General features: G+C 51.2%; 21 protein-coding genes. 11 read left to right on the top strand and 10 right to left on the bottom strand.

All coding sequences use genetic code 11. The features are described 5' to 3' along the window. The first annotated feature begins 12 nt into the window (after positions 1–12). Entirely contained in the window at positions 13–291 is a 279-nt protein-coding gene (locus tag C8N40_RS03285; RefSeq protein WP_108210329.1) for a hypothetical protein, read from the top strand. A gap of 22 nt (positions 292–313) precedes the next feature. Here the strand turns inward: C8N40_RS03285 and C8N40_RS03280 are convergent, their stop codons facing one another. Together C8N40_RS03280 and C8N40_RS23250 are read right to left on the bottom strand one after the other, a co-directional pair. After that, entirely contained in the window at positions 314–1,363 is a 1,050-nt protein-coding gene (locus tag C8N40_RS03280; RefSeq protein ID WP_108210328.1) for a hypothetical protein, read from the bottom strand. 52 nt (positions 1,364–1,415) lie between these two features. Then, positions 1,416–2,144, bottom strand: coding sequence for a SpoIIAA family protein (locus C8N40_RS23250; protein WP_108210327.1), 729 nt, complete (start codon positions 2,142–2,144; stop codon positions 1,416–1,418). Positions 2,145–2,422: 278 nt separating this feature from the next. Between C8N40_RS23250 and C8N40_RS03270 the strand changes: the two genes are divergently transcribed. Continuing rightward, positions 2,423–2,992: a hypothetical protein gene (locus C8N40_RS03270; protein ID WP_092104991.1), complete on the top strand. Its 570-nt coding sequence runs from the start codon at positions 2,423–2,425 to the stop codon at positions 2,990–2,992. 79 nt (positions 2,993–3,071) lie between these two features. Here C8N40_RS03270 and C8N40_RS03265 read toward each other — a convergent pair whose 3' ends face one another. The 4 genes from C8N40_RS03265 to era all read right to left on the bottom strand — a co-directional run bounded on the left by C8N40_RS03265 (position 3,072) and on the right by era (position 5,936). Further along, positions 3,072–3,278 carry a YtxH domain-containing protein gene (locus C8N40_RS03265; RefSeq protein ID WP_146173500.1) on the bottom strand — a complete coding sequence of 69 codons (207 nt, stop codon included), beginning with the start codon at positions 3,276–3,278 and terminating at the stop codon, positions 3,072–3,074. Between the two features lie 33 nt (positions 3,279–3,311). Beyond that, positions 3,312–3,488, bottom strand: coding sequence for a hypothetical protein (locus C8N40_RS22570; RefSeq protein ID WP_170114006.1), 177 nt, complete (start codon positions 3,486–3,488; stop codon positions 3,312–3,314). Positions 3,489–3,670: 182 nt separating this feature from the next. Continuing rightward, positions 3,671–4,984, bottom strand: a complete 1,314-nt coding sequence (gene der, locus C8N40_RS03260) for a ribosome biogenesis GTPase Der (RefSeq protein ID WP_108210325.1) — start codon at positions 4,982–4,984, stop codon at positions 3,671–3,673. Positions 4,985–5,045: 61 nt separating this feature from the next. After that, positions 5,046–5,936, bottom strand: coding sequence for a GTPase Era (gene era / locus C8N40_RS03255; RefSeq protein ID WP_108210324.1), 891 nt, complete (start codon positions 5,934–5,936; stop codon positions 5,046–5,048). A gap of 519 nt (positions 5,937–6,455) precedes the next feature. Here era and hemH point away from each other — a divergent pair. After that, a complete protein-coding gene (gene hemH / locus C8N40_RS03250) occupies positions 6,456–7,484 on the top strand; it encodes a ferrochelatase (protein WP_108210323.1) in 1,029 nt (342 codons plus the stop codon). 350 nt (positions 7,485–7,834) lie between these two features. Here hemH and C8N40_RS03245 read toward each other — a convergent pair whose 3' ends face one another. From C8N40_RS03245 to C8N40_RS03230, 4 genes are all read right to left on the bottom strand, one after another. Then, positions 7,835–8,416, bottom strand: a complete 582-nt coding sequence (locus C8N40_RS03245) for an LOG family protein (protein WP_108210322.1) — start codon at positions 8,414–8,416, stop codon at positions 7,835–7,837. A 97-nt stretch (positions 8,417–8,513) separates the two neighbouring features. Next, positions 8,514–9,656, bottom strand: coding sequence for a cysteine desulfurase family protein (locus C8N40_RS03240; protein WP_108210321.1), 1,143 nt, complete (start codon positions 9,654–9,656; stop codon positions 8,514–8,516). Positions 9,657–9,805: 149 nt separating this feature from the next. Continuing rightward, a complete protein-coding gene (gene glmM / locus C8N40_RS03235) occupies positions 9,806–11,197 on the bottom strand; it encodes a phosphoglucosamine mutase (RefSeq protein ID WP_108210320.1) in 1,392 nt (463 codons plus the stop codon). A 186-nt stretch (positions 11,198–11,383) separates the two neighbouring features. After that, entirely contained in the window at positions 11,384–11,644 is a 261-nt protein-coding gene (locus C8N40_RS03230; protein ID WP_108210445.1) for a hypothetical protein, read from the bottom strand. 141 nt (positions 11,645–11,785) lie between these two features. Here C8N40_RS03230 and mazG point away from each other — a divergent pair, with 141 nt between their 5' ends. From mazG to C8N40_RS03190, 8 genes are all read left to right on the top strand, one after another. Next, a complete protein-coding gene (mazG, locus tag C8N40_RS03225; protein ID WP_108210319.1) occupies positions 11,786–12,595 on the top strand; it encodes a nucleoside triphosphate pyrophosphohydrolase in 810 nt (269 codons plus the stop codon). Between the two features lie 466 nt (positions 12,596–13,061). Next, entirely contained in the window at positions 13,062–13,928 is an 867-nt protein-coding gene (locus C8N40_RS03220) for a MotA/TolQ/ExbB proton channel family protein (RefSeq protein WP_092104971.1), read from the top strand. A gap of 30 nt (positions 13,929–13,958) precedes the next feature. Beyond that, positions 13,959–14,564, top strand: a complete 606-nt coding sequence (locus C8N40_RS03215) for an ExbD/TolR family protein (RefSeq protein ID WP_092104969.1) — start codon at positions 13,959–13,961, stop codon at positions 14,562–14,564. Positions 14,565–14,582: 18 nt separating this feature from the next. Beyond that, the gene (locus tag C8N40_RS03210) at positions 14,583–15,104 is read left to right on the top strand and encodes an ExbD/TolR family protein (RefSeq protein WP_108210318.1); all 522 of its coding nucleotides are present in this window, start codon (positions 14,583–14,585) and stop codon (positions 15,102–15,104) included. A 3-nt stretch (positions 15,105–15,107) separates the two neighbouring features. Then, entirely contained in the window at positions 15,108–15,938 is an 831-nt protein-coding gene (locus C8N40_RS03205) for an energy transducer TonB (protein ID WP_108210317.1), read from the top strand. 182 nt (positions 15,939–16,120) lie between these two features. Further along, complete coding sequence (locus tag C8N40_RS03200) at positions 16,121–16,957, top strand: TonB family protein (protein WP_108210316.1); 837 nt, start codon at positions 16,121–16,123, stop codon at positions 16,955–16,957. A 107-nt stretch (positions 16,958–17,064) separates the two neighbouring features. Then, positions 17,065–17,322: a sulfite exporter TauE/SafE family protein gene (locus C8N40_RS03195; protein WP_108210315.1), complete on the top strand. Its 258-nt coding sequence runs from the start codon at positions 17,065–17,067 to the stop codon at positions 17,320–17,322. Beyond that, a complete protein-coding gene (locus tag C8N40_RS03190; protein WP_108210314.1) occupies positions 17,312–18,253 on the top strand; it encodes a PstS family phosphate ABC transporter substrate-binding protein in 942 nt (313 codons plus the stop codon). Before C8N40_RS03195 ends, C8N40_RS03190 begins: the two co-directional genes overlap by 11 nt. The last annotated feature ends 21 nt before the right edge of the window (positions 18,254–18,274 follow it).

Raw genomic sequence — 18,274 nt, 5'->3', positions numbered from 1 at the left:
TCAAACCTACAAATGAAAGCAGCTGCCATTATATCGCTTCTGATTGGCCTGGTGGGGCTGGCAATACTTACCTACCTTTACCTGCAAACTGCCCCCGAACAGGAGGCGCCGGGCGAGCTGCAAAGTATAGGCTTGAGCTATACTATGAGCGACACTACCAGAATGATACTTTTTATACTGGAGACAGTCGGCGCTGTTATAGGATTCTTGGCCTACAAGTACAGGAAAATCAAAATTGGGCTTCTGGGGATGGGCCTGTGCATGCTGAACCTCATCCTTTTATACTTTTAAGCCGGCCCCAGCAAGTATAAAATTACTTCTCTGTAAACTTCTCCAGCATCACACGGGCTGCCTCCTTGCTGGGCACCCTGTAATTCACCACCGACCAGGGGTAGGAAAGTATAAACCGCTCGCGGTTGGCATCCCCGATGTGCACGATTTTATACTTGTACAGTTCCAGTGGCTCCAGCCCCAGTTCCTTGCGGCGCTCATCTACCCGCTCTTCCTCCTTCCGGCTTAGCTTCATGGGCATGTAATCGTCCAGCCCGTCAAATTCGTCGTCGTCTGCGCACTTGCTGCAAACTATCCTGGCGTAGGCGCGGGAGCCGTGCCGGTTGGCCCCGGCCTGCTGGTCCAGGAGGTAGGCGGCGGCATAGGGTGCGAGGCGTCCCTGCTGCACGGCCTGCGTCAGCACCTCGGCAAAGTCGTGGCCGTCGCGGGCCTTGGTTTGCCGCTCTATCACGATGGTGAAGCGGGGCAGCAACTCCAGCGTGTCTGCCAGGCCAATCAGGTCCTCGCCGGGGTAGCCATACTCTTCTATCCAGCCGAGCAGCAGCTTGGTGTTGGCTTCCTCAATGGCTCGGATGGTGTCTCGGTGCACGCGCAGCCCGCCCTTTGCCTGCCGGAAATACTGGTCGCGGGCGTAGAGCTCGTCGAGGTCGGCTCGGAGCTCCTTGTTCAGGTGCTGCTCATACTTCTGGCGGCGCTTGGGGTATTTCTTGGCGAATTTCTTCCAGTGCTTGGTGGTGCGTAGCGAGTCGAGGGCGGGTCGCCGCTCCAGGTACTCCAGGCTTACCCCCTTCAGCACCAGTTTATCGAGGTAATGGAAGGTTTTCTTGCGATCCTGCAGCTCCAGCGCGCTCATCGCAGCGTTGTAATAATCGCGGGCGAAGGGCGAGGGCACGGCGGCAAAGGCCTGTTTGTACACATCCAGTGCCTGTTCATACTCCCTGTCCACCACCAGCAGCTCGGCCTGGTTGATGAGCGGGTGGTATACTTTTGTGTAGTCGGGTGTTTGCTGGGCAAAAGTATAGTGCTGCACCAGCAGCACTGCTGCAACGTATAAAAGTGTTTTTCTGAGCATCGTTGTGTTGTCTGATGGCGCGGCAAGTATAGCGGCGGCGTGCCTCCGGCTGCTACCGTAGCCAGTCTATGGCCGTATCGCGCTCATCCAGTTTAAAGAATCTTACATGATGGCTGGGTGTGTAGCCACCCGACCGCTGCAGCCACTCCTCGTGCCCGGCAATGGCCACCTTGCTGAACTTGTTATGGTGCGCCACGCCCTGCTTCAGGTTTTCCCACAGCACATCCGGAGCGGCCCCGTTCGGTTGCAGCACCTCCAGGTATAAACGCACATCCTGGCTGTGCATTGCCCGCTCCTGTAGCATATGGTCTATTTGCTGCAGGTCCTCGTCGGATAGCCCGTCAAGGGTTGCCACGCCCACCACGTGCCGCGGCATGGCCTCCAGCACCGAAAGCGCCTCGCCATGGCCCGGCGCCAGCGGTTGGCCAAGCCATGCCAGCGCCTGCTCCTTATCAGCCATACCAAAGGCCTTCACCTCGAAATGGGGCGTCAGGAAGTTGGCCAGCCGCGACTGCTTCCGCACCCAGTCTTTGTCGGTTACGATGGCGTAGCGGGCCACCTTGTTCCAGCTGTGGAACTTTAGTTTCAGGGCATCGAAAAAAGACTGCACGCTGTCCCAGTCGCCGAACTGCTCAAACTCAAAGTATAGGCAGATTTTGGGATGGGCCTTCGCCTTTCGCTCCATCTCCTGCACGATCATCCTCAGTCCTGCCTCATCAATATAATACTGCACATGAAATCCAGCAAGGTTTTCCTTATCAAAGCTAATTACTGCTACCATAGTATGCCAGAAAGTTAGGGTGTTTACTGTGCTTGCTAAGTATGCCGGTGTCTCTGTTACATAGCGGCTTTACTGTACTTTACCATACCTCCAATGGCGGCAAACGGTTACTTGTTCGGCACCTATACTTTGCAGATAATTCTGGTGCCACTTTTTCTGTGCTACATTTGTTAAAAGATGCTGCCGGAGAAGGTAAAAAAGCCGCTGGCGGGGCCAACCATGGTAAAGCCCGGACAGTATTTATGCTACGGCCCATACTTTGGAGATTAACTTAACTTATGCACGACATAGAGCCATACTACAACTGGATTGAGAAATACGCGGCCAGCGAGGACCCGCGCTCGCCGCTGTTCGGGGCCGAGAACAGCCTCATGCACTATACCCATGCCATTTACGGGTACTACATCCATCCGCAGTGGGATAACATGGACTCTGAAACGCTCTTCCTGAAAATACTTTACGCCGACTACGAGCTGAACTTTGCCGTCATTGAGTTTATCGGCGAGTGGAACGATGCCCTCAACAACGACATCATGCAGCTCAAGCGCAACATCATTGACCCGATGGTGAAGGAAGGCATCAAGCATTTTATACTTATCGGGGAAAACGTGTTTAACTTCCACGGCTCCGACGACTCTTACTACGAGGAGTGGTTTGAGGATATCGAGGAAGGCTGGGTGGCCGCGCTTGGCTTCCAGGACTTTGTGCTGAGCGAGATGAAGAACTATAACCTGGACTCTTACATCAACTACGGCGGCAACCTGAACGACATCCACTGGCGTACGTTTGTGCCCAAGCGCCTGTTTGCCCTCGTCAACAGCCTGATCCAGAAACGGCTGGGGCCCTGAATGTATAAAGTATAGAAAGTAAAAAAAGAAAGAGGACCTGTTGTGGCAGGTCCTCTTCCGGTATGTAGTGTCCAGCTTGTTACTGCACTTCGTTTTCTACTTTCTCAGCGCCCTCCTCTATCTCGTCTCCTGCTTCGTCAGCAGCGTCCTCGATATCGTTGCCCATTTCTTCCGCACTGTCCTCTACTCTTTCAGCATCGCGCTCGGCGGCATTTTCAGTACTAGAATCGCAGGAGGCGAAGGCAAACATGCCCAGTGCCAGAAACATAACAATTGACTTTTTCATGGTATGGTTGTTTTAAGGGTTATCAAATAATGTTTACTCAATTACGGCGCTGGTATCAGCATCCTCGGCGGCATCTTCCATGTCCTCCGCCGTTTCCTGGGCCTGGTCTTCCCTTACCTCTGTCGTGTCGCGGCCTTCTTCGGCCGGAGAGCTGCACGAGGCAAGGCTTACTAAACCAGCCAGTGTGAATGTGTACAGTACCTTTTTCATTTGTCTTTTTGGTTAACTATTTCGCTTGCGGGGCTGCAAAACAGCTTCCGCCGAAACATGCCAGACAATACGCAGCTATCTGAATATAGTTTTTATTGTTGATAAAAAAACGGCTGGCACCTCCTGAGAAGTGCCAGCCGTTTTTACTCTGATTCAGCCCATAAGGCCTTATACTTTGATCCTTATTTTTTCTTGAACAACAGCCTGATCGGCACCCCGGTAAAGTCGAAGTGCTCCCGCATTCTGTTCTCGAGGTAGCGCATGTACGGCTCCTTCACGTACTGCGGCAGGTTGCAGAAAAACGCAAACGTAGGGTTGTGCGTCGGCAGCTGCGTAATGTACTTGATCTTGATGAACTTGCCTTTAATAGCCGGCGGCGGGTAACGATCAATATCCGGCAGCAGCAGGTCATTCAGCTTGGAAGTTGGGATCTTGCGCGTCTTGTTCTCATACACGTCCATGGCCACCTCGATGGCTTTATGGATACGCTGCTTTGTCACTACCGAAGTAAAGATGATCGGCACGTAAGAAATCGGCGCGATGCGGCTGTAGATCTCGTCCTCAAACTTTTTGGTCGTATGGGTGTCCTTTTCCACCAGGTCCCACTTGTTCACCAGTATCACGATGCCTTTGCGGTTCTTCTCGGCCAGGGCGATGATGTTAACGTCCTGCGCCTCAATGCCGCGCGTGGCGTCCAGGATTACAATACATACATCGGCCTCTTCCAGGGCACGCACCGAGCGCAGCACCGAGTAGAACTCAATGTCTTCGCTTACCTTGCTCTTGCGGCGCAGACCGGCTGTATCCACAATGATAAACTCTTTGCCAAAGGCATTGTAGCGGGCATGGATGGCGTCGCGGGTGGTACCGGCAATATCGGTTACAATGTTGCGCTCCTGGCCCAGCAGCAGGTTCACGAAGGAGGATTTGCCCACGTTCGGACGGCCCAGCACGGCTATTTTTGGAATACCGGCATCCGGGTCTTCCACACCTTCGTCCTTAAAGTGCTTCACCACCTCGTCCAGCAGCTCGCCTGTGCCGGAACCGTTTTGCGAGGAGATTGGGAAAATATCGATGCCTACGCCAAGGGAGTAAAACTCACCCATCTGGTGCATGCGGGCATTGGTGTCGGCTTTGTTGGCTACAACATACACCGGCTTGTCGGTGCGGCGCAGCACGTTGGCAAACTCCTCGTCCAGCCCGGTAAGGCCGGCATCCACGTCTACCATAAAAAGTATCACGTCGGCCTCGTTCATGGCCAGTTCTACCTGGCGGTTAATCTCGGTCTCAAAAATATCGTCGGAGCCGTGCACGTAGCCACCGGTGTCAATCACAGTGAAATACTTGCCGCACCAGTCGCCGTGGCCGTAGCTGCGGTCGCGGGTTACGCCGCTCACGTTGTCCATAATGGCCCGGCGCTGGCCGATCAGGCGGTTAAAAAGGGTTGATTTGCCCACGTTGGGGCGGCCTACAATGGCAATGATGTTGCTTGACATCGAACTATAATAAAATGGTTAAAGTGCCCCCGGAGCACCGTGCCCCGAAGCTTTATGTGCGCTACTCTTCGCGGTAGCCGAAGCGCCGAAGCAGCTTCTCGTCTGTCCGCCAGTTCTCGTTCACGCGCACGTATAAATCAAGAAATATCTTTTTCTGGAAGAAGTCCTCCATGTCCAGGCGGGCCTGGGTGCCTACTTTTTTCAATGCCTCGCCCTTGTTGCCAATCACGATGCCTTTCTGGCTTCTGCGCTCCACGCTGATCTCTGCGCGGATGCGAATGATATCGGCCTCTTCCTTAAACTCCTCTACCACCACCTCGCAGCTGTAGGGAATCTCCTTTTTATAGTTGAGGAAGATTTTCTCCCGGATTATCTCCGACACGAAGAAACGCTCGGGCTTATCGGTCAGTTCATCCTTCGGGTAAAAGGCGGGGTGCTCGGGCAGGTAATGCAGCAACCGCTGGAACAGATGATCCAGCCCGAAATTGTGCAGCGCCGATATCGGCAAAATCTCGGTCGGGTTCATGTGCTCCTGCCAGTAGGCCACCTTCTCGTTCACCTCTTCCTCTGTGGCCTGGTCTATTTTATTTATCAGCAAAAGTATGGGCACCTTGGCGTGCTGCAGGCGCTTGATCACATCGTCCTCGTCGTGCTTCTCGTAGATGTCGGTTACGAAGAGAATGATATCAGCGTCCTCCAGCGAGGTGCGCACGAAACCCATCATCGACTCGTGCAGGGCGTACTGCGGCTTGATGATGCCGGGCGTGTCGGAGTAAACGATCTGGAAGTCGTCTCCGTTCAAAATGCCCATGATGCGGTGCCGCGTGGTTTGCGCCTTTGACGTGATGATGGAGAGCTTCTCGCCTACCAGCGCGTTCATCAGCGTGGATTTGCCCACATTCGGCTTGCCCACTATACTTACAAAACCGGCTTTGTGCGGTGTTTCGGCCATAATCTGAATTTGAGGTTGCAAAATTACTCCTTTTTTACGAAACCCCGTGAAAATGTGCAGATTTAGGAAGAGTTTGGGAGTTAGAGAGTTGGGGAGTTTAGGAGTTTTAGAGTTAAAAAGTTAGAAAGTGTGAGAATTGCTCCTTGGTTTGAATCCAAGAAACGTTGCCCTCGCTCGCGTCCCGCGAGTGTGAGGTATACTGTGGCGTCCCGCCATGTATCAGTAAAGAATGCATTGGCTAAAGTTTAAAGTATAAACTAAAGCGGCCAGAGGCCGCGGAATAGCTCACACTCGCGGGACGCGAGCGAGAGAGGTCGCTGATTATAAAGTATGCTTCAACTCCTCAACTCTCTAACTCTTAAACTCCCAAACTCTAAATAACTTTCTAACTCCAGAACATTTCCCCCTACTTGTCGCTTTAGGCTACGTTGAGCCTCTATTACGGCATAGGAATTAAGAATCAACAAGTAACGGGTTATACTTGTATCTTTGTAAGACGAAAGCACTTTTAAAGTATAAATGAGCAAGAAAGCTATCGGTAAGATTGGCGTGCTGCTGGTAAACCTCGGTACACCGGACACACCCCAAACACCTGACGTGAGAAAGTACCTGCGCGAGTTCCTGCTGGACAAACGCGTGATGGATATAAACCCGGTGGGCCGCTATGCCCTGGTGAACGGCATCATCGCGCCGTTCCGGGCGCCGAAGTCCGCCAAAGTATACCAGCAGCTCTGGACCGACCGCGGCTCGCCGCTCATGTTCCACGGCCTTGACCTGCAGGCAAAGCTGCAAACGGCCCTCGGCAAAGACTATCACGTGGCCTTTGGCATGCGCTACCAGAGCCCAAGTATAAGCAGTGCCCTGGAGGAGCTGCGCGAGCAGAGCGTGGACCGCATCATTGTGGTGCCGCTGTTTCCGCAATATGCCGCCGCCACAACCGGCTCGGTGCACGACAAGATCATGGAGATTGTAAAGGACTGGTGGATCATCCCAAGTATAAACTTCATCTCCTCGTACTGCGACGACCCGGGCTTTATCAAGGCTTTTGCTGAGCTGGGCAAAAAGTACATGGCCGAGGATGATTACGATCATGTGGTGTTCAGCTACCACGGTGTGCCCGAGCGGCAGGTGCTCAAGGGCAGCGACCACGGCTACTGCAAGCTGGGCTCCTGCTGCAACAGCTATAACAAGCGCAACAAGTACTGCTACCGGGCCTCCTGCTTTGTCACCTCACGCCTGCTGGCCGCCGAGTTGGGCCTGCGCGAAGACCAGTATACCGTGGCGTTCCAGTCCAGGCTGCTGAGCGACCCGTGGCTGCAACCGTATACCGACGACCTGCTGAAAACCATGCCCGCCAAGGGCATCAAGAAAGTGTTGGCCTTCAGCCCCGCCTTCGTAGCCGACTGCCTGGAAACCACCATTGAGGTTGGCGAGGAGTTTAAGGAGATGTTTGAGCACGCCGGCGGCGAGAAGTGGCAACTGGTAGAAAGCCTGAACTCCAACGATTCCTGGGTGGAGGCGCTGAAAGATATCGTGCTGGAGAACTAAGGGTTTGAAAATTTGAGAATCTGGGGATTAGGTGATGATCTCCGCCGAACTATAAAAGAGGCCGCTGCAAGTGTAACTGCAGCGGCCTCTTTTATTTTACAGTTCCTGCCGCAAGTTTAGCGCAGCGCAACGTGTGGCTATACTTGTTGCAAGTTTACAACTTGCTTTCTGCAGAGCAGAAAAGTATAATTTAGCAGAAGTATTTCTTTGGTAGGCATCGTCAAAGTATAGCTTCTGCCTTCCTTGCTTTTTTAAAGCAAAGCAGTTGAAAACTGCTGCCATACTTAGCCACACGTTACGCTGCGCTAAACTTGCGGCAGATAATCCGGAAAGCCCGAACAACCATTCAATTAAATCCGCTCCGAATCTACCCAATCCTCCGACACAGTATCGGCATACCTGGTAAGCTTTTGCAGCAGCACCTCCGGCGCACTTTCCACGATCAGGTTCTTCATGTACTCCGGCTTAATGAGCCCTTCCTGCACGCAGTCGGCGAGAAAGGCCATGAATTTATCGTAATAGCCGTTCACGTTAAAGAAGGCCACAGGCTTCTGGATGATACCCAGCTGGTTCCAGGTGATGATTTCGTTGATCTCGTCCAGGGTGCCGAAGCCGCCGGGCATGGCCACAAAGGCATCGGACTTGGCGGCCATCAGGGCTTTGCGCTCGTGCATGGTTTTTACGATGTGCTGCTCCGTCAGCCCGGTATGCGCTTGCTCGCGGTCTACCAGGCTTTGCGGGATCACGCCCACGGCCTGCCCGCCTTTGGCAAGTACGGCATCGGCAATCGTGCCCATCAAGCCAACCTTACCACCACCGAACACCAACCCTATACTTTGGGCGGCCATCAAATGGCCTAGTTGTGTGGCAGCCTCCGCATATACCGGGTTGTTTCCGGAGTTGGCGCCACAGAAAACGGCTATACTTTTCATATTATATACTTACTAGAGTTTAATCAAGAAAGGCCCCGGCGTACTGCCAAGGCCTTTTTTATACTTTGTTTATACTTTAAGCTGAGCGATTTTATACTTACGCCAGCTGCTTGTTATACATTTTGGCCACTGTTTCGGCTACGTAATCAACCTCCTCAGGTGTGTTATACTTGCTGAAGGAGAAGCGCACCGAGCCACGGTTGGGGTCGCACTCCAGCGCGCGCAGCACGTGCGAGCCGGCATTGGCGCCGCTGCTGCAGGCGCTGCCACCAGAGGCGGAGATCTTGGCAATGTCCAGGCTGAAGAGCAGCATCTCGTTGATGTCTGATGCCGGCAGGCTCACGTTCAGCACCGTGTACAGGCTCTTGTCGCCAAACTCTGACATGCCGTTAAAGCTCACATCGTCCATCTGCTCGCGCAGCTTGTAAATCATGCGGTCTTTCAGGCTTTGGATGTAGGTCTGGTGCTCGCCCATATCGCGGTAGGCAATTTCCAGCGCCTTGGCCAGCCCAATGATGCCGTACACATTCTCGGTGCCGCCGCGCATGTTGCGTTCCTGCGCCCCACCCTGAATCAGCGGCTGAATTTTCGTCTCGGCATCGCAGTACAGAAAGCCCACACCTTTCGGACCATGGAACTTGTGCGCCGAGCCTACGATGAAATTGGCCTTCAACTGCTGCAGGTCGTGCTTGTAGTGGCCCATGGTCTGCACGGTGTCGGAATGGAACACGGCGTTATACTTTTTGCAAATCTCCCCAATCGCCTCGATGTCGTTCAGGTTGCCGATCTCGTTGTTGGCGTGCATGATGGAGACCAGCGTCTGCGGCTGGCTGGCCAACAGTTCCTCCAGGTGCTCCAGATCCAGGTTGCCGCGCTCGTCGTGGCGCAGGTACGTTAGCTGTACGCCCTCCTGCTTCTCCAGCAGCTCCATGGTGTGCAGCACGGCGTGGTGCTCCAGTTTGGTGGTGATGGCATGCTTGATGCCCAGCGAGCGGCAGGTGCAGATAAGGGCGGCGTTATCGGCCTCGGTACCGCCGGAGGTGAAGAAAACCTCAGCCGGAGACGTGTTCAGCAGGCCCGCCACCGTTTTGCGCGCCCGCTCAATGGCCGCCCTCACCTCGCGCCCATGCGAGTGGATGGAAGACGGGTTACCGAAGTGCTCCAGCATATAGGGAGCCATAGCGTCAAAAACCTCTTTGTCCAGAGGAGTGGTGGCAGCATTATCTAAATAAACACGCATGTTATTAAGCTATATTTTGATTCTATTCTTATTCAACCAACAAAGTATAAAAAAAAGTTGCGCCAATGGCAGGAACAACCCTACCAGTGGCGCAACACTGCCTGTCACTTTTGATTTGTATTACAACAGCAACAACACATATTCTATACTTATGCTTTCTGCGAGATAATCTCTTTGATGTCTGTGATAATTTTGTTGGCCAGGTGCTCGGCCGTGGCATTGCTGTCGCTCTCGGCGTAGATGCGGATAATAGGCTCGGTATTGGACTTGCGCAGGTGCACCCACTCCTTGTCGAACTCAATCTTCACCCCGTCAATGGTATTGATAGGCTGCTTGGCGTAACGCTCCTGCATTTGGCGCAGCACCTCGTCCACGTCCACGTCCGGCGTCAGCTCTATTTTATTTTTGGAGATGTAGTAGTTCGGGTAGGTGGCGCGCAGGCGCGTCATGCTCATGTCCGATTTGGCCAGGTGCGACAAGAACAGGGCTATGCCCACCAGCGCATCGCGGCCATAGTGCAGTTCCGGGTAGATGATACCGCCGTTGCCCTCGCCGCCGATGATGGCGTCCTGCTCCTTCATCATGTTCACCACATTCACCTCGCCCACGGCAGCGGCGAAGTACTCACCTCCGGCCTTCTCCGTCACGTCGCGCAGGGCACGGGTAGAGGAAAGGTTGGAAACGGTGTTCCCCACCTGGTGCTTCAGGATATAGTCAGCCACGGCTACCAGGGTATACTCCTCGCCGAACATGCTGCCGTCTTCGTTGATCAGGGCTAGGCGGTCTACGTCCGGGTCTACCACAATGCCCAGGTCAAACTTGCCTTTCTCTATCAGGCGCGAGATCTCGCGCAGGTTCTCTGGCAGCGGCTCCGGGTTGTGCGGGAAGTTGCCGTCCGGCTCGCAGTATAATTTCTCAATTTTGGTAACGCCCAGCGCCTCCAGCAACATCGGCACGGCAAAGCCGCCGCTCGAGTTTACGGCATCCACGGCTACGCTGAAACCTTTGGCCTTGATCGCCTCCACATCAACCAGCGGCAGCTCCAGAATGGCTTTGATATGCTTTGCCAGCGCTTCCTGGTCCTGGGTATACTTACCCAACTCCGTAACCTGGGCAAACTCAAAGGCCTCCTGCTCGGCAATCTCCAGCACCAGCTTTCCTTCGGCATCGGAGATAAACTCGCCTTTGTGGTTGAGCAGCTTCAGGGCGTTCCATTGCTTGGGGTTGTGGCTGGCGGTAAGTATAATTCCTCCTCCGGCCTGCATGTCGGGCACGGCCATTTCCACGGTTGGTGTGGTGGAGAGACCTACATCGATGACATCAATGCCCAGGCCCTGCAGCGTGGCGCATACCAGCTTGTTCACCATGTCGCCGGAGAGGCGCGCATCGCGGCCCACTACAATAGTTTTTTTGTCGGTGTTCTGAAGCACCCACGTCCCGAAAGCGGCGGAAAACTTAACCACATCCACAGGGGTAAGTCCTTCTCCAGCCTGTCCGCCTATCGTTCCTCGTATTCCTGAAATTGATTTTATTAAAGCCACTTTCCGTATTTTAGTTGCTCGGCAAAAGTAGCAATTTTACGCATACTTCCAGCGGGTTTTACGGTATTGTGGCAGCATAAAATATCAGCGCAATACAGCGCACCTCTCCTGAAGCATCAGCCGCTACCTTCAGGCACATGCTTTATACTAGCATCTAAACAATAAATAAAGTGAGGTCTTGCCGGGCTATACTTTGTGCTCGGTAAGCAGCTCCCTTACTTTCAGGCGGCCCACTTCCAGCTCGTTTATCCGCAGCCGGTCCACCTGCCCTTCCTTCAGGGCCATGTTACGAATCACCAGGCGTCCGATGGCCAGCGCCCCTACTGCCATAGCACCCACGCTTACAACGGCAAGAGCCGTAGCCAGGCGCGCAAACGCCACCTGCGACTGCACGGCAGCCACTGAGGCAGCCAGTTGCTGTATCTCCTGCTTCTTTTTCTTCTTCATAAAGTATAGCCGTTTAAAAATAGATGTCTCCTCCGCTTTTACGCAGAAAGCCATGCCCCGCGGATTGACATAATATTAATTGCATGTTAAGACATGCTCCCGCCGGGCTACGTACAGTAATTATTTAGTACCTTTGCGCTTATGACTATTCCACAACCTGGCAAAAACGACCGCCAACAACAGCTGGAGGCCTTCGGCCGCCTGTTGGATGTGATGGACGACCTCCGGGAGAAATGCCCCTGGGACCGTAAGCAAACAATGGAGACGCTCCGGCACCTGACGATAGAGGAGACGTACGAGCTTTCGGATGCCATCCTGAAAGGGGAAGTGCAGGAGGTAAAGAAGGAGATTGGCGACATCATGCTCCACCTGGTTTTCTACGCCAGGATTGCCTCGGAGCAAGGCGCCTTTGATATCGCCGATGTGCTGCATGCCCAGTGCGAGAAGCTCATCTTCCGCCACCCCCACATTTACGGAGACACCAAAGCCGACAGCGAGGAAGAAGTGAAGCAGAACTGGGAGAAGCTCAAGCTCAAGGAAGGAAACAAATCCGTACTGGGAGGAGTACCCCAATCGCTGCCCGCCCTTATAAAAGCCATGCGCATACAGGAAAAAGCCCGGGGCGCCGGATTTGACTGGGACGATAAATCGCAGGTATGGGAAAAGGTACAGGAGGAGCTAGGGGAATTCGGGAGCGAGTTTAACAAAGAGGATATAACAGAAATCGACAGGCAACGGGCTGCGGCCGAGTTTGGCGATCTGCTTTTCTCGCTCATCAACTTTGCCCGCTTTGCCGGAATAGACCCGGAGGAGGCGTTGGAGCGCACCAACCTGAAATTTATTAACCGCTTTCAGTACATTGAGAGTGAAGCCGCTAAGGACGGAAAACGTATACAGGATATGAGCCTTGCCGAGATGGATTTTTACTGGAACAAAGCAAAAAAACTATAGCCATACATAACGCTAAAAAATTATTCTTTATATTTAGTGCGTTTTTCCTGAAAATTGAACTAAATAGTACGGGAGGTAAAACTCAACAGCAAACAGGAAGCTGGCTTTGAGACGCTTGCCCGCCCTAACGAGATTCTTACCGGTATAAATTACACCACCCAGGATAACAGCCCCCGCACCACAAAAGCTGGTGTTTAGACTTTGGAACAAATTTATTTATTTAATACTTTGCAATATTGAATTGCCTCAGGCTTGGAATTTTATAAGCTTATCGCTTAAATTTAGAGAACCAAAGCAGCAGCAGCAGGTTTTTTATTAATTTTTTCGAAACATAATTGTTTGAAAAATTGAGAAAAATCAGAAATTGCAAATTCAATAAAGAACTAAAAGCGAAACAATTACATTTTATACTTACACAAACGTTTTTATTACAACACAAACAGCTAAACTTTAAACTTTAATCAAAATGGAAAAAAAGACTGCAGTAGTGAGCAAGAATGCTAATGTAGAGAAAAAGCCTAGCGCAGTGGGCTCTCTATTTGCGACAATTGTTATTCCGCTTGCCCTGTTTGCTTGCGTACTCATCTATATGTTTGTTCTTGGCAATCCGGCCAACTTCGAAGGAAATGACCCAGCAAACCACCCGCTACCAGGTAACTGGCTTGGAATCGTATACAAAGGCGGATGGGTTGTGCCAGTGCTTCTTTCCCTGAACCTGATGGTATTTATCTTCGCTATTGAGCGTGCGCTTACTATCGGTAAAGCAAAAGGTACTAAGAACGTTGCTAACTTCGTTCGCACAATCTCTGCAAAACTGACTCAGCGTGACGTAAACGGCGCTATCGCTGCTTGCGACGTTCAGAAAGGTTCTGTTGCTAACGTGGTAAAGGCTGGTCTGCTGAAGTACAAGGAAATGCAGAACGAGCCAGAGCTGCTGAAAGCTGAGAAAGTTGCCGCTATCCAGAAGGAAATCGAGGAGTCTACTTCTCTTGAGCTGCCAATGCTGGAGAAAAACCTGGTGGTTATCTCTACTATCGCCTCTACCTCTACACTGGTAGGTCTGATCGGTACGGTACTTGGTATGATTAAGGCCTTCTCGGCTCTTGCAACAGCAGGTGCTCCTGACTCAGTAGCTCTTGCAAACGGTATTTCTGAGGCCCTTATCAACACGGCCCTGGGTATTACAGGTTCTACTATCGCTATCGTTGCGTACAACTACTTTACAAGCAAAATCGACGAGCTTACTTACAGCATCGATGAGGCTGGTTTCAGCATGGTGTCTACTTTCACAGCACAGCACGACACTGCTCCAGCTAGACCACAGACTGTATAAGTTAAGTTAAACCGTATTTAACCAGATAAAATGCCTAAAGTAAAAGTAAAAAGAACAGTACCCTCGTTGGACATGACGCCAATGGTGGACTTATTCTTCTTGCTGGTTACTTTCTTTATGCTGACAGCAACTGCCCGTCCTGACGAGGCGGTTATTGTAGACACGCCTTCATCGGCTTCAGAGATCAAAATTCCGGATACTAACGTAATTACCATTACAATAGATAAAGATAACCGGGTGTTCTTTGGAGTTGACGGACAGCAAACAAAGGAAGCTTTGCTTGATAAAATTGCAGGCAAGTATGGCGTAGGCTTCACCGAGGAAGAGAAGAAGACTTTCTCTCTCATGAGTAACTTCGGTGTTCCTGTTAGCCAGCTTAAATCGCTCCTCGCAATGGAATCAAACGCACGCAAGGAGGTACACCAGCCGGGTATCCCAATTGACTCTACTCATAACGAGCTGGGCGATTGGGTGCTACAGACACGTTTGACTAACCCGCAGGTGGTTATCGCTATCAAAGGCGACCAGGATACAAATTACCCGACTATCAAGCGCGTAATCGACATCCTGCAAGACAGAAAAGTGAACAGGTTCAACCTGATCACTACCATGGAAGCGAAGCCTACGAACCTATAATTAGAAAGGAGATAAGAAATGGCAGAAATACAACAACAAGCCGACTCCGGTAAAGGTGGTAAGAAACGCGCCAAACGCTCGTCGACCAAAATCGACATGACGCCGCTGGTAGACCTTGCCGCCCTTCTGATTACGTTCTTCATGCTTACCACAACCTTCAACAAGCCACAGACCATGGAAATTAACATGCCTGTGAAAGATGTTCCGAAGGAAGAGCAGATAGCATTGAAAGCCAGTAATGCCATGACTATTATTCTTGGCAAAAACGACAAGCTATACTACTACTTCGGTCTTGCAGAAGATAACCCAGAAATAGTTGAGTCGAGCTACGCCGCAGATGGCATCCGTAAAGTTTTGCTTTCACCTCGCGTGAAGTCAAACGACAAGATGACAGTGCTGGTGAAGCCAATGGAGGAGTCCCGCTATAAAAACATGGTGGATATCCTGGACGAGTTAAAAATAACTGACACCAAAAAGTTCGCGATGGTTGATATAGCTGACGAGGACGAGAAACTGGTGCAAGAACAAATGGGAAATTAAGATATGGACGCAAGTAAGTTAGCAAAAGCATCGCTTGATGATATCGTCTTTGCCGGACGAAATAAAGCGTACGGTGCCTACCTACTTCGCAGACTTTACAATAAGCATATCACGATTGCTGCGATAACAGCAATTATCCTGTTCTTCTTGTTCTTAAGTATTCCTTTGATCTCTAAAATGATTAAGGGAGACGAACAAGATACAGAAGTGGTACAGCGCATTGTAACAGAAGTAGACCTGGCTCCGCCACCACCACTGGACGAGGCAACGCCACCGCCGCCACCGCCGCCGCCACCGGATCTTCCGCCACCACCACCACCAGTGCGTGCTACTGTAAAGTATACACCACCGGTTGTGAAGCGTGACAACGAAGTTGTAGAGGAGGAAGAGATTCCTGATGTGGACGTACTAGAAGAGATCGACGCGGGTGTAAAAACCGTAGAAGGCTCCAAAGACGCCCCTCTTGACCTCGGCGAGATTGACGGTACAAGTGATGTAGTAGCAGAAGTAGTTGAGGAGAAGCCTTATACTTACGTGGAGCAGATGCCTACCTTCCCTGGTGGCGACAGCGAAATGATGAAGTATCTGGGCAAGAATATCCGCTACCCAGCAGCTGCACAGCGTGCCGGTGTTGAGGGTCTTGTTGTACTTTCATTCGTAGTAAGCAGCACAGGTGAAATCTCCGACATCCAGGTGGTAAAACAACTGGGTGCTGGTACCGACGAAGAAGCTGTACGCGTTGTTAAGTCAATGCCGAAGTGGACGCCTGGTAAGCAGAACGGTAGAGCAGTACCTGTACGCTACACACTTCCAGTACGATTTACGATTAAGTAAGCAGATATACCTGCTAAAAGCCCAGCCTCTCCAGGCTGGGCTTTTTATTTGCCTAAAAATAAAGTACTCAGCATGCATACAATCAATATAGAATTTCGTATATTAAAAGAAAACTAAGTAAAAGTTAAAAAGACTACTACAATGCCATAGAGAATAATTGTTAAACCTAAACCCCAAAGCCCATGGAAAAGAGCTATTTCTTAAGCATGACCTTCAACAACATCGTGTTCAGAGGTCGAAACAAAGCGTACGGAGCCTATTACCTGCGCAGGAAGTATGGAAAGCACATGGTACTGGCAACAGCCTTAGCCATCACCATTTTTTCAGGGCCTTTGGTAGGCGTATTGGTCGACGCAATTTTCTTTACAGAACCCGTAAAGTATGAGAAGCCAACCTATACGGTACATGAGCCTATAGATATCGTGCTCCCCCCACCTCCTAAACCAGACCCAAAACCTAAAGTGGAAGTACTTCCCGCTGAACCCATAACAGAGCGGAAGGTGGCGACAGAAAAGTTTACGAAAATAGAAGTAGTAGATGACGCCACACCTACAACGGAAACAGTGCCCAATCAGGAGGACCTCTCCAAAGCGGTGATCGGGACTGAGAAGATTGAGGGAGACGCACCTGAGTTACCGATTATGCCGATGCCAGATGCGCCGCCAGCCGGAATAGAGGGAGGCACAGGAGCTCCAGCTAGTACAGAGCCCTTTGTGGTGGTGGATCAGATGCCGCAATTTAAGGGTGGACTTAACGACTTAATGCAGTACCTTGGCCGTAAACTCCGTTACCCGCCTGCTGCTCAGTCTAACGGAATAGAAGGAACAGTGGTGGTAACCTTTGTGGTAGGAACTACAGGCGAGATTAGGGATGTGGAAGTACTCAAAGGACTAGGGTACGGTACTGACGAAGAGGCGATACGCGTTGTTAAAACCATGCCCAAATGGGAACCCGGCCGTCAAAACGGACATGCAGTGCCGGTGCGCTATACGTTGCCCATCCGCTTTAGCATCAGATAGTATCCAATAACAAGAATGGAAGCAGAAGCATTCGGACAGTTTTGTTCGCTTCTGCTTTCATTTTTTACGCATTAAATATATTTTTAAGGATTAAAAGAAAATAACCTATGATAAGACCACGCAGAGAAGACAACCGGCCGAAGCAAAGCGCATTCTCAAAGTTTGCCCGCGTCTTCGGTATCATCATGACCCTCCTCTACGTGGCGATGGGTGTGTTTATACTTTTTGCCGGAGACGCCCTGAACCTGGACATGCCCGACAGCATGAAGTATGCCTTAGGTGGAATTCTCATATTGTATGGAATTGTTAGATTTGTAAGAGTATACAACAGCACACGCTCTAACAGAAACAGGTATGAAGATTAAAGCATTTGGCTTAGCCGCCATAACAGGCATTCTGGCGCTGGCAAGCTGCGGAGGAGACCCCAGCACAAAGCAGGACACACCTACATCAGGCACTATCAGCATCAGCGTAGACGAGTCGTTTCAGCCCATTATAGAATCTGAAATTAACACCTTCGAGGGCATCTATAAGTATGCTAAGATAAATGCAGCTTACAAGCCGGAAGGCCAGGTACTGAAAGACCTGCTGGACGACAGCACCAAGATAGCCGTACTTTCCAGGGAACTGACGCAAGAGGAAAAGGCGGTTTTCGATAAGCAAAACAGAGTGCCGCGCTACACCAAAATAGCCATTGATGCGGTGGCTCTCATCACAAATAAGGAGAACCCGGACTCGCTGCTGACGATGGAAGAGCTCACAAAGATCTTCAGCGGCCAGTTTAAGTCCTGGAAGGAACTGGACAAGGGTTCGCCGCTGGGAGATATAACTATTGTATTCGACAATAATAACTCAAGCACCGCACGTTACGTTAAGGACTCGTTGATTGCAGGAAATAACCTCCCGGCCAACACGTTTGCCTCTAACTCGCATAAGGCACTGATAGACTATGTACAGCAAAACAAGAATGCGATTGGCGTGATTGGCGTGAACTGGGTGAGCGATTTTGACGACTCTACGGTGGTAGGCTTCCTCAATAAAATTAAAGTTGTTGGCATAAGCAAAAATCCGGCACCGGTAAGCACCGAAGACTATTATCAGCCGTATCAAGCATATATAGCACAAGAGGTTTACCCGCTGCGCAGGTTCCTGTATGTCATTAGTACTGAGGGCCGTTCAGGTCTTGGCACAGGATTTGCCTCTTTTGTAGCTAGTGATAGAGGGCAAAGGCTTATACTTAAGTCAGGACTAGTGCCGGCAACTATGCCTGTGCGTGTGGTGAGCCTTGGAGACTAAGAAACTAAACAAAAACTACTA

It is taken from the genome of Pontibacter mucosus (assembly GCF_003054055.1).
Classification (GTDB): Bacteria; Bacteroidota; Bacteroidia; order Cytophagales; family Hymenobacteraceae; genus Pontibacter; species Pontibacter mucosus.
Note: the sequence above shows the minus strand (reverse complement) of the source record. Positions and strands in the feature narration are given on the sequence as shown.

Bases quoted from the DNA above. Each gene is read 5' to 3' on its own strand.
- C8N40_RS03280 (WP_108210328.1), bottom strand. From the start codon at position 1,363: ATGCTCAGAAAAACACTTTTATACGTTGCAGCAGTGCTGCTGGTGCAG.
- C8N40_RS03230 (WP_108210445.1), bottom strand. From the start codon at position 11,644: ATGAAGAAGAAAAAGAAGCAGGAGATACAGCAACTGGCTGCCTCAGTG.
- C8N40_RS03190 (WP_108210314.1), top strand. From the start codon at position 17,312: ATGAAGATTAAAGCATTTGGCTTAGCCGCCATAACAGGCATTCTGGCG.
- C8N40_RS03215 (WP_092104969.1), top strand. From the start codon at position 13,959: ATGCCTAAAGTAAAAGTAAAAAGAACAGTACCCTCGTTGGACATGACG.
- C8N40_RS03240 (WP_108210321.1), bottom strand. From the start codon at position 9,656: ATGCGTGTTTATTTAGATAATGCTGCCACCACTCCTCTGGACAAAGAG.
- C8N40_RS23250 (WP_108210327.1), bottom strand. From the start codon at position 2,144: ATGGTAGCAGTAATTAGCTTTGATAAGGAAAACCTTGCTGGATTTCAT.
- C8N40_RS03265 (WP_146173500.1), bottom strand. From the start codon at position 3,278: ATGAAAAAGTCAATTGTTATGTTTCTGGCACTGGGCATGTTTGCCTTC.
- C8N40_RS03200 (WP_108210316.1), top strand. From the start codon at position 16,121: ATGGAAAAGAGCTATTTCTTAAGCATGACCTTCAACAACATCGTGTTC.
- C8N40_RS03270 (WP_092104991.1), top strand. From the start codon at position 2,423: ATGCACGACATAGAGCCATACTACAACTGGATTGAGAAATACGCGGCC.
- C8N40_RS03245 (WP_108210322.1), bottom strand. From the start codon at position 8,416: ATGAAAAGTATAGCCGTTTTCTGTGGCGCCAACTCCGGAAACAACCCG.
- mazG (WP_108210319.1), top strand. From the start codon at position 11,786: ATGACTATTCCACAACCTGGCAAAAACGACCGCCAACAACAGCTGGAG.
- era (WP_108210324.1), bottom strand. From the start codon at position 5,936: ATGGCCGAAACACCGCACAAAGCCGGTTTTGTAAGTATAGTGGGCAAG.
- C8N40_RS03285 (WP_108210329.1), top strand. From the start codon at position 13: ATGAAAGCAGCTGCCATTATATCGCTTCTGATTGGCCTGGTGGGGCTG.
- C8N40_RS03195 (WP_108210315.1), top strand. From the start codon at position 17,065: ATGATAAGACCACGCAGAGAAGACAACCGGCCGAAGCAAAGCGCATTC.
- der (WP_108210325.1), bottom strand. From the start codon at position 4,984: ATGTCAAGCAACATCATTGCCATTGTAGGCCGCCCCAACGTGGGCAAA.
- C8N40_RS03205 (WP_108210317.1), top strand. From the start codon at position 15,108: ATGGACGCAAGTAAGTTAGCAAAAGCATCGCTTGATGATATCGTCTTT.
- hemH (WP_108210323.1), top strand. From the start codon at position 6,456: ATGAGCAAGAAAGCTATCGGTAAGATTGGCGTGCTGCTGGTAAACCTC.
- C8N40_RS22570 (WP_170114006.1), bottom strand. From the start codon at position 3,488: ATGAAAAAGGTACTGTACACATTCACACTGGCTGGTTTAGTAAGCCTT.
- C8N40_RS03210 (WP_108210318.1), top strand. From the start codon at position 14,583: ATGGCAGAAATACAACAACAAGCCGACTCCGGTAAAGGTGGTAAGAAA.
- C8N40_RS03220 (WP_092104971.1), top strand. From the start codon at position 13,062: ATGGAAAAAAAGACTGCAGTAGTGAGCAAGAATGCTAATGTAGAGAAA.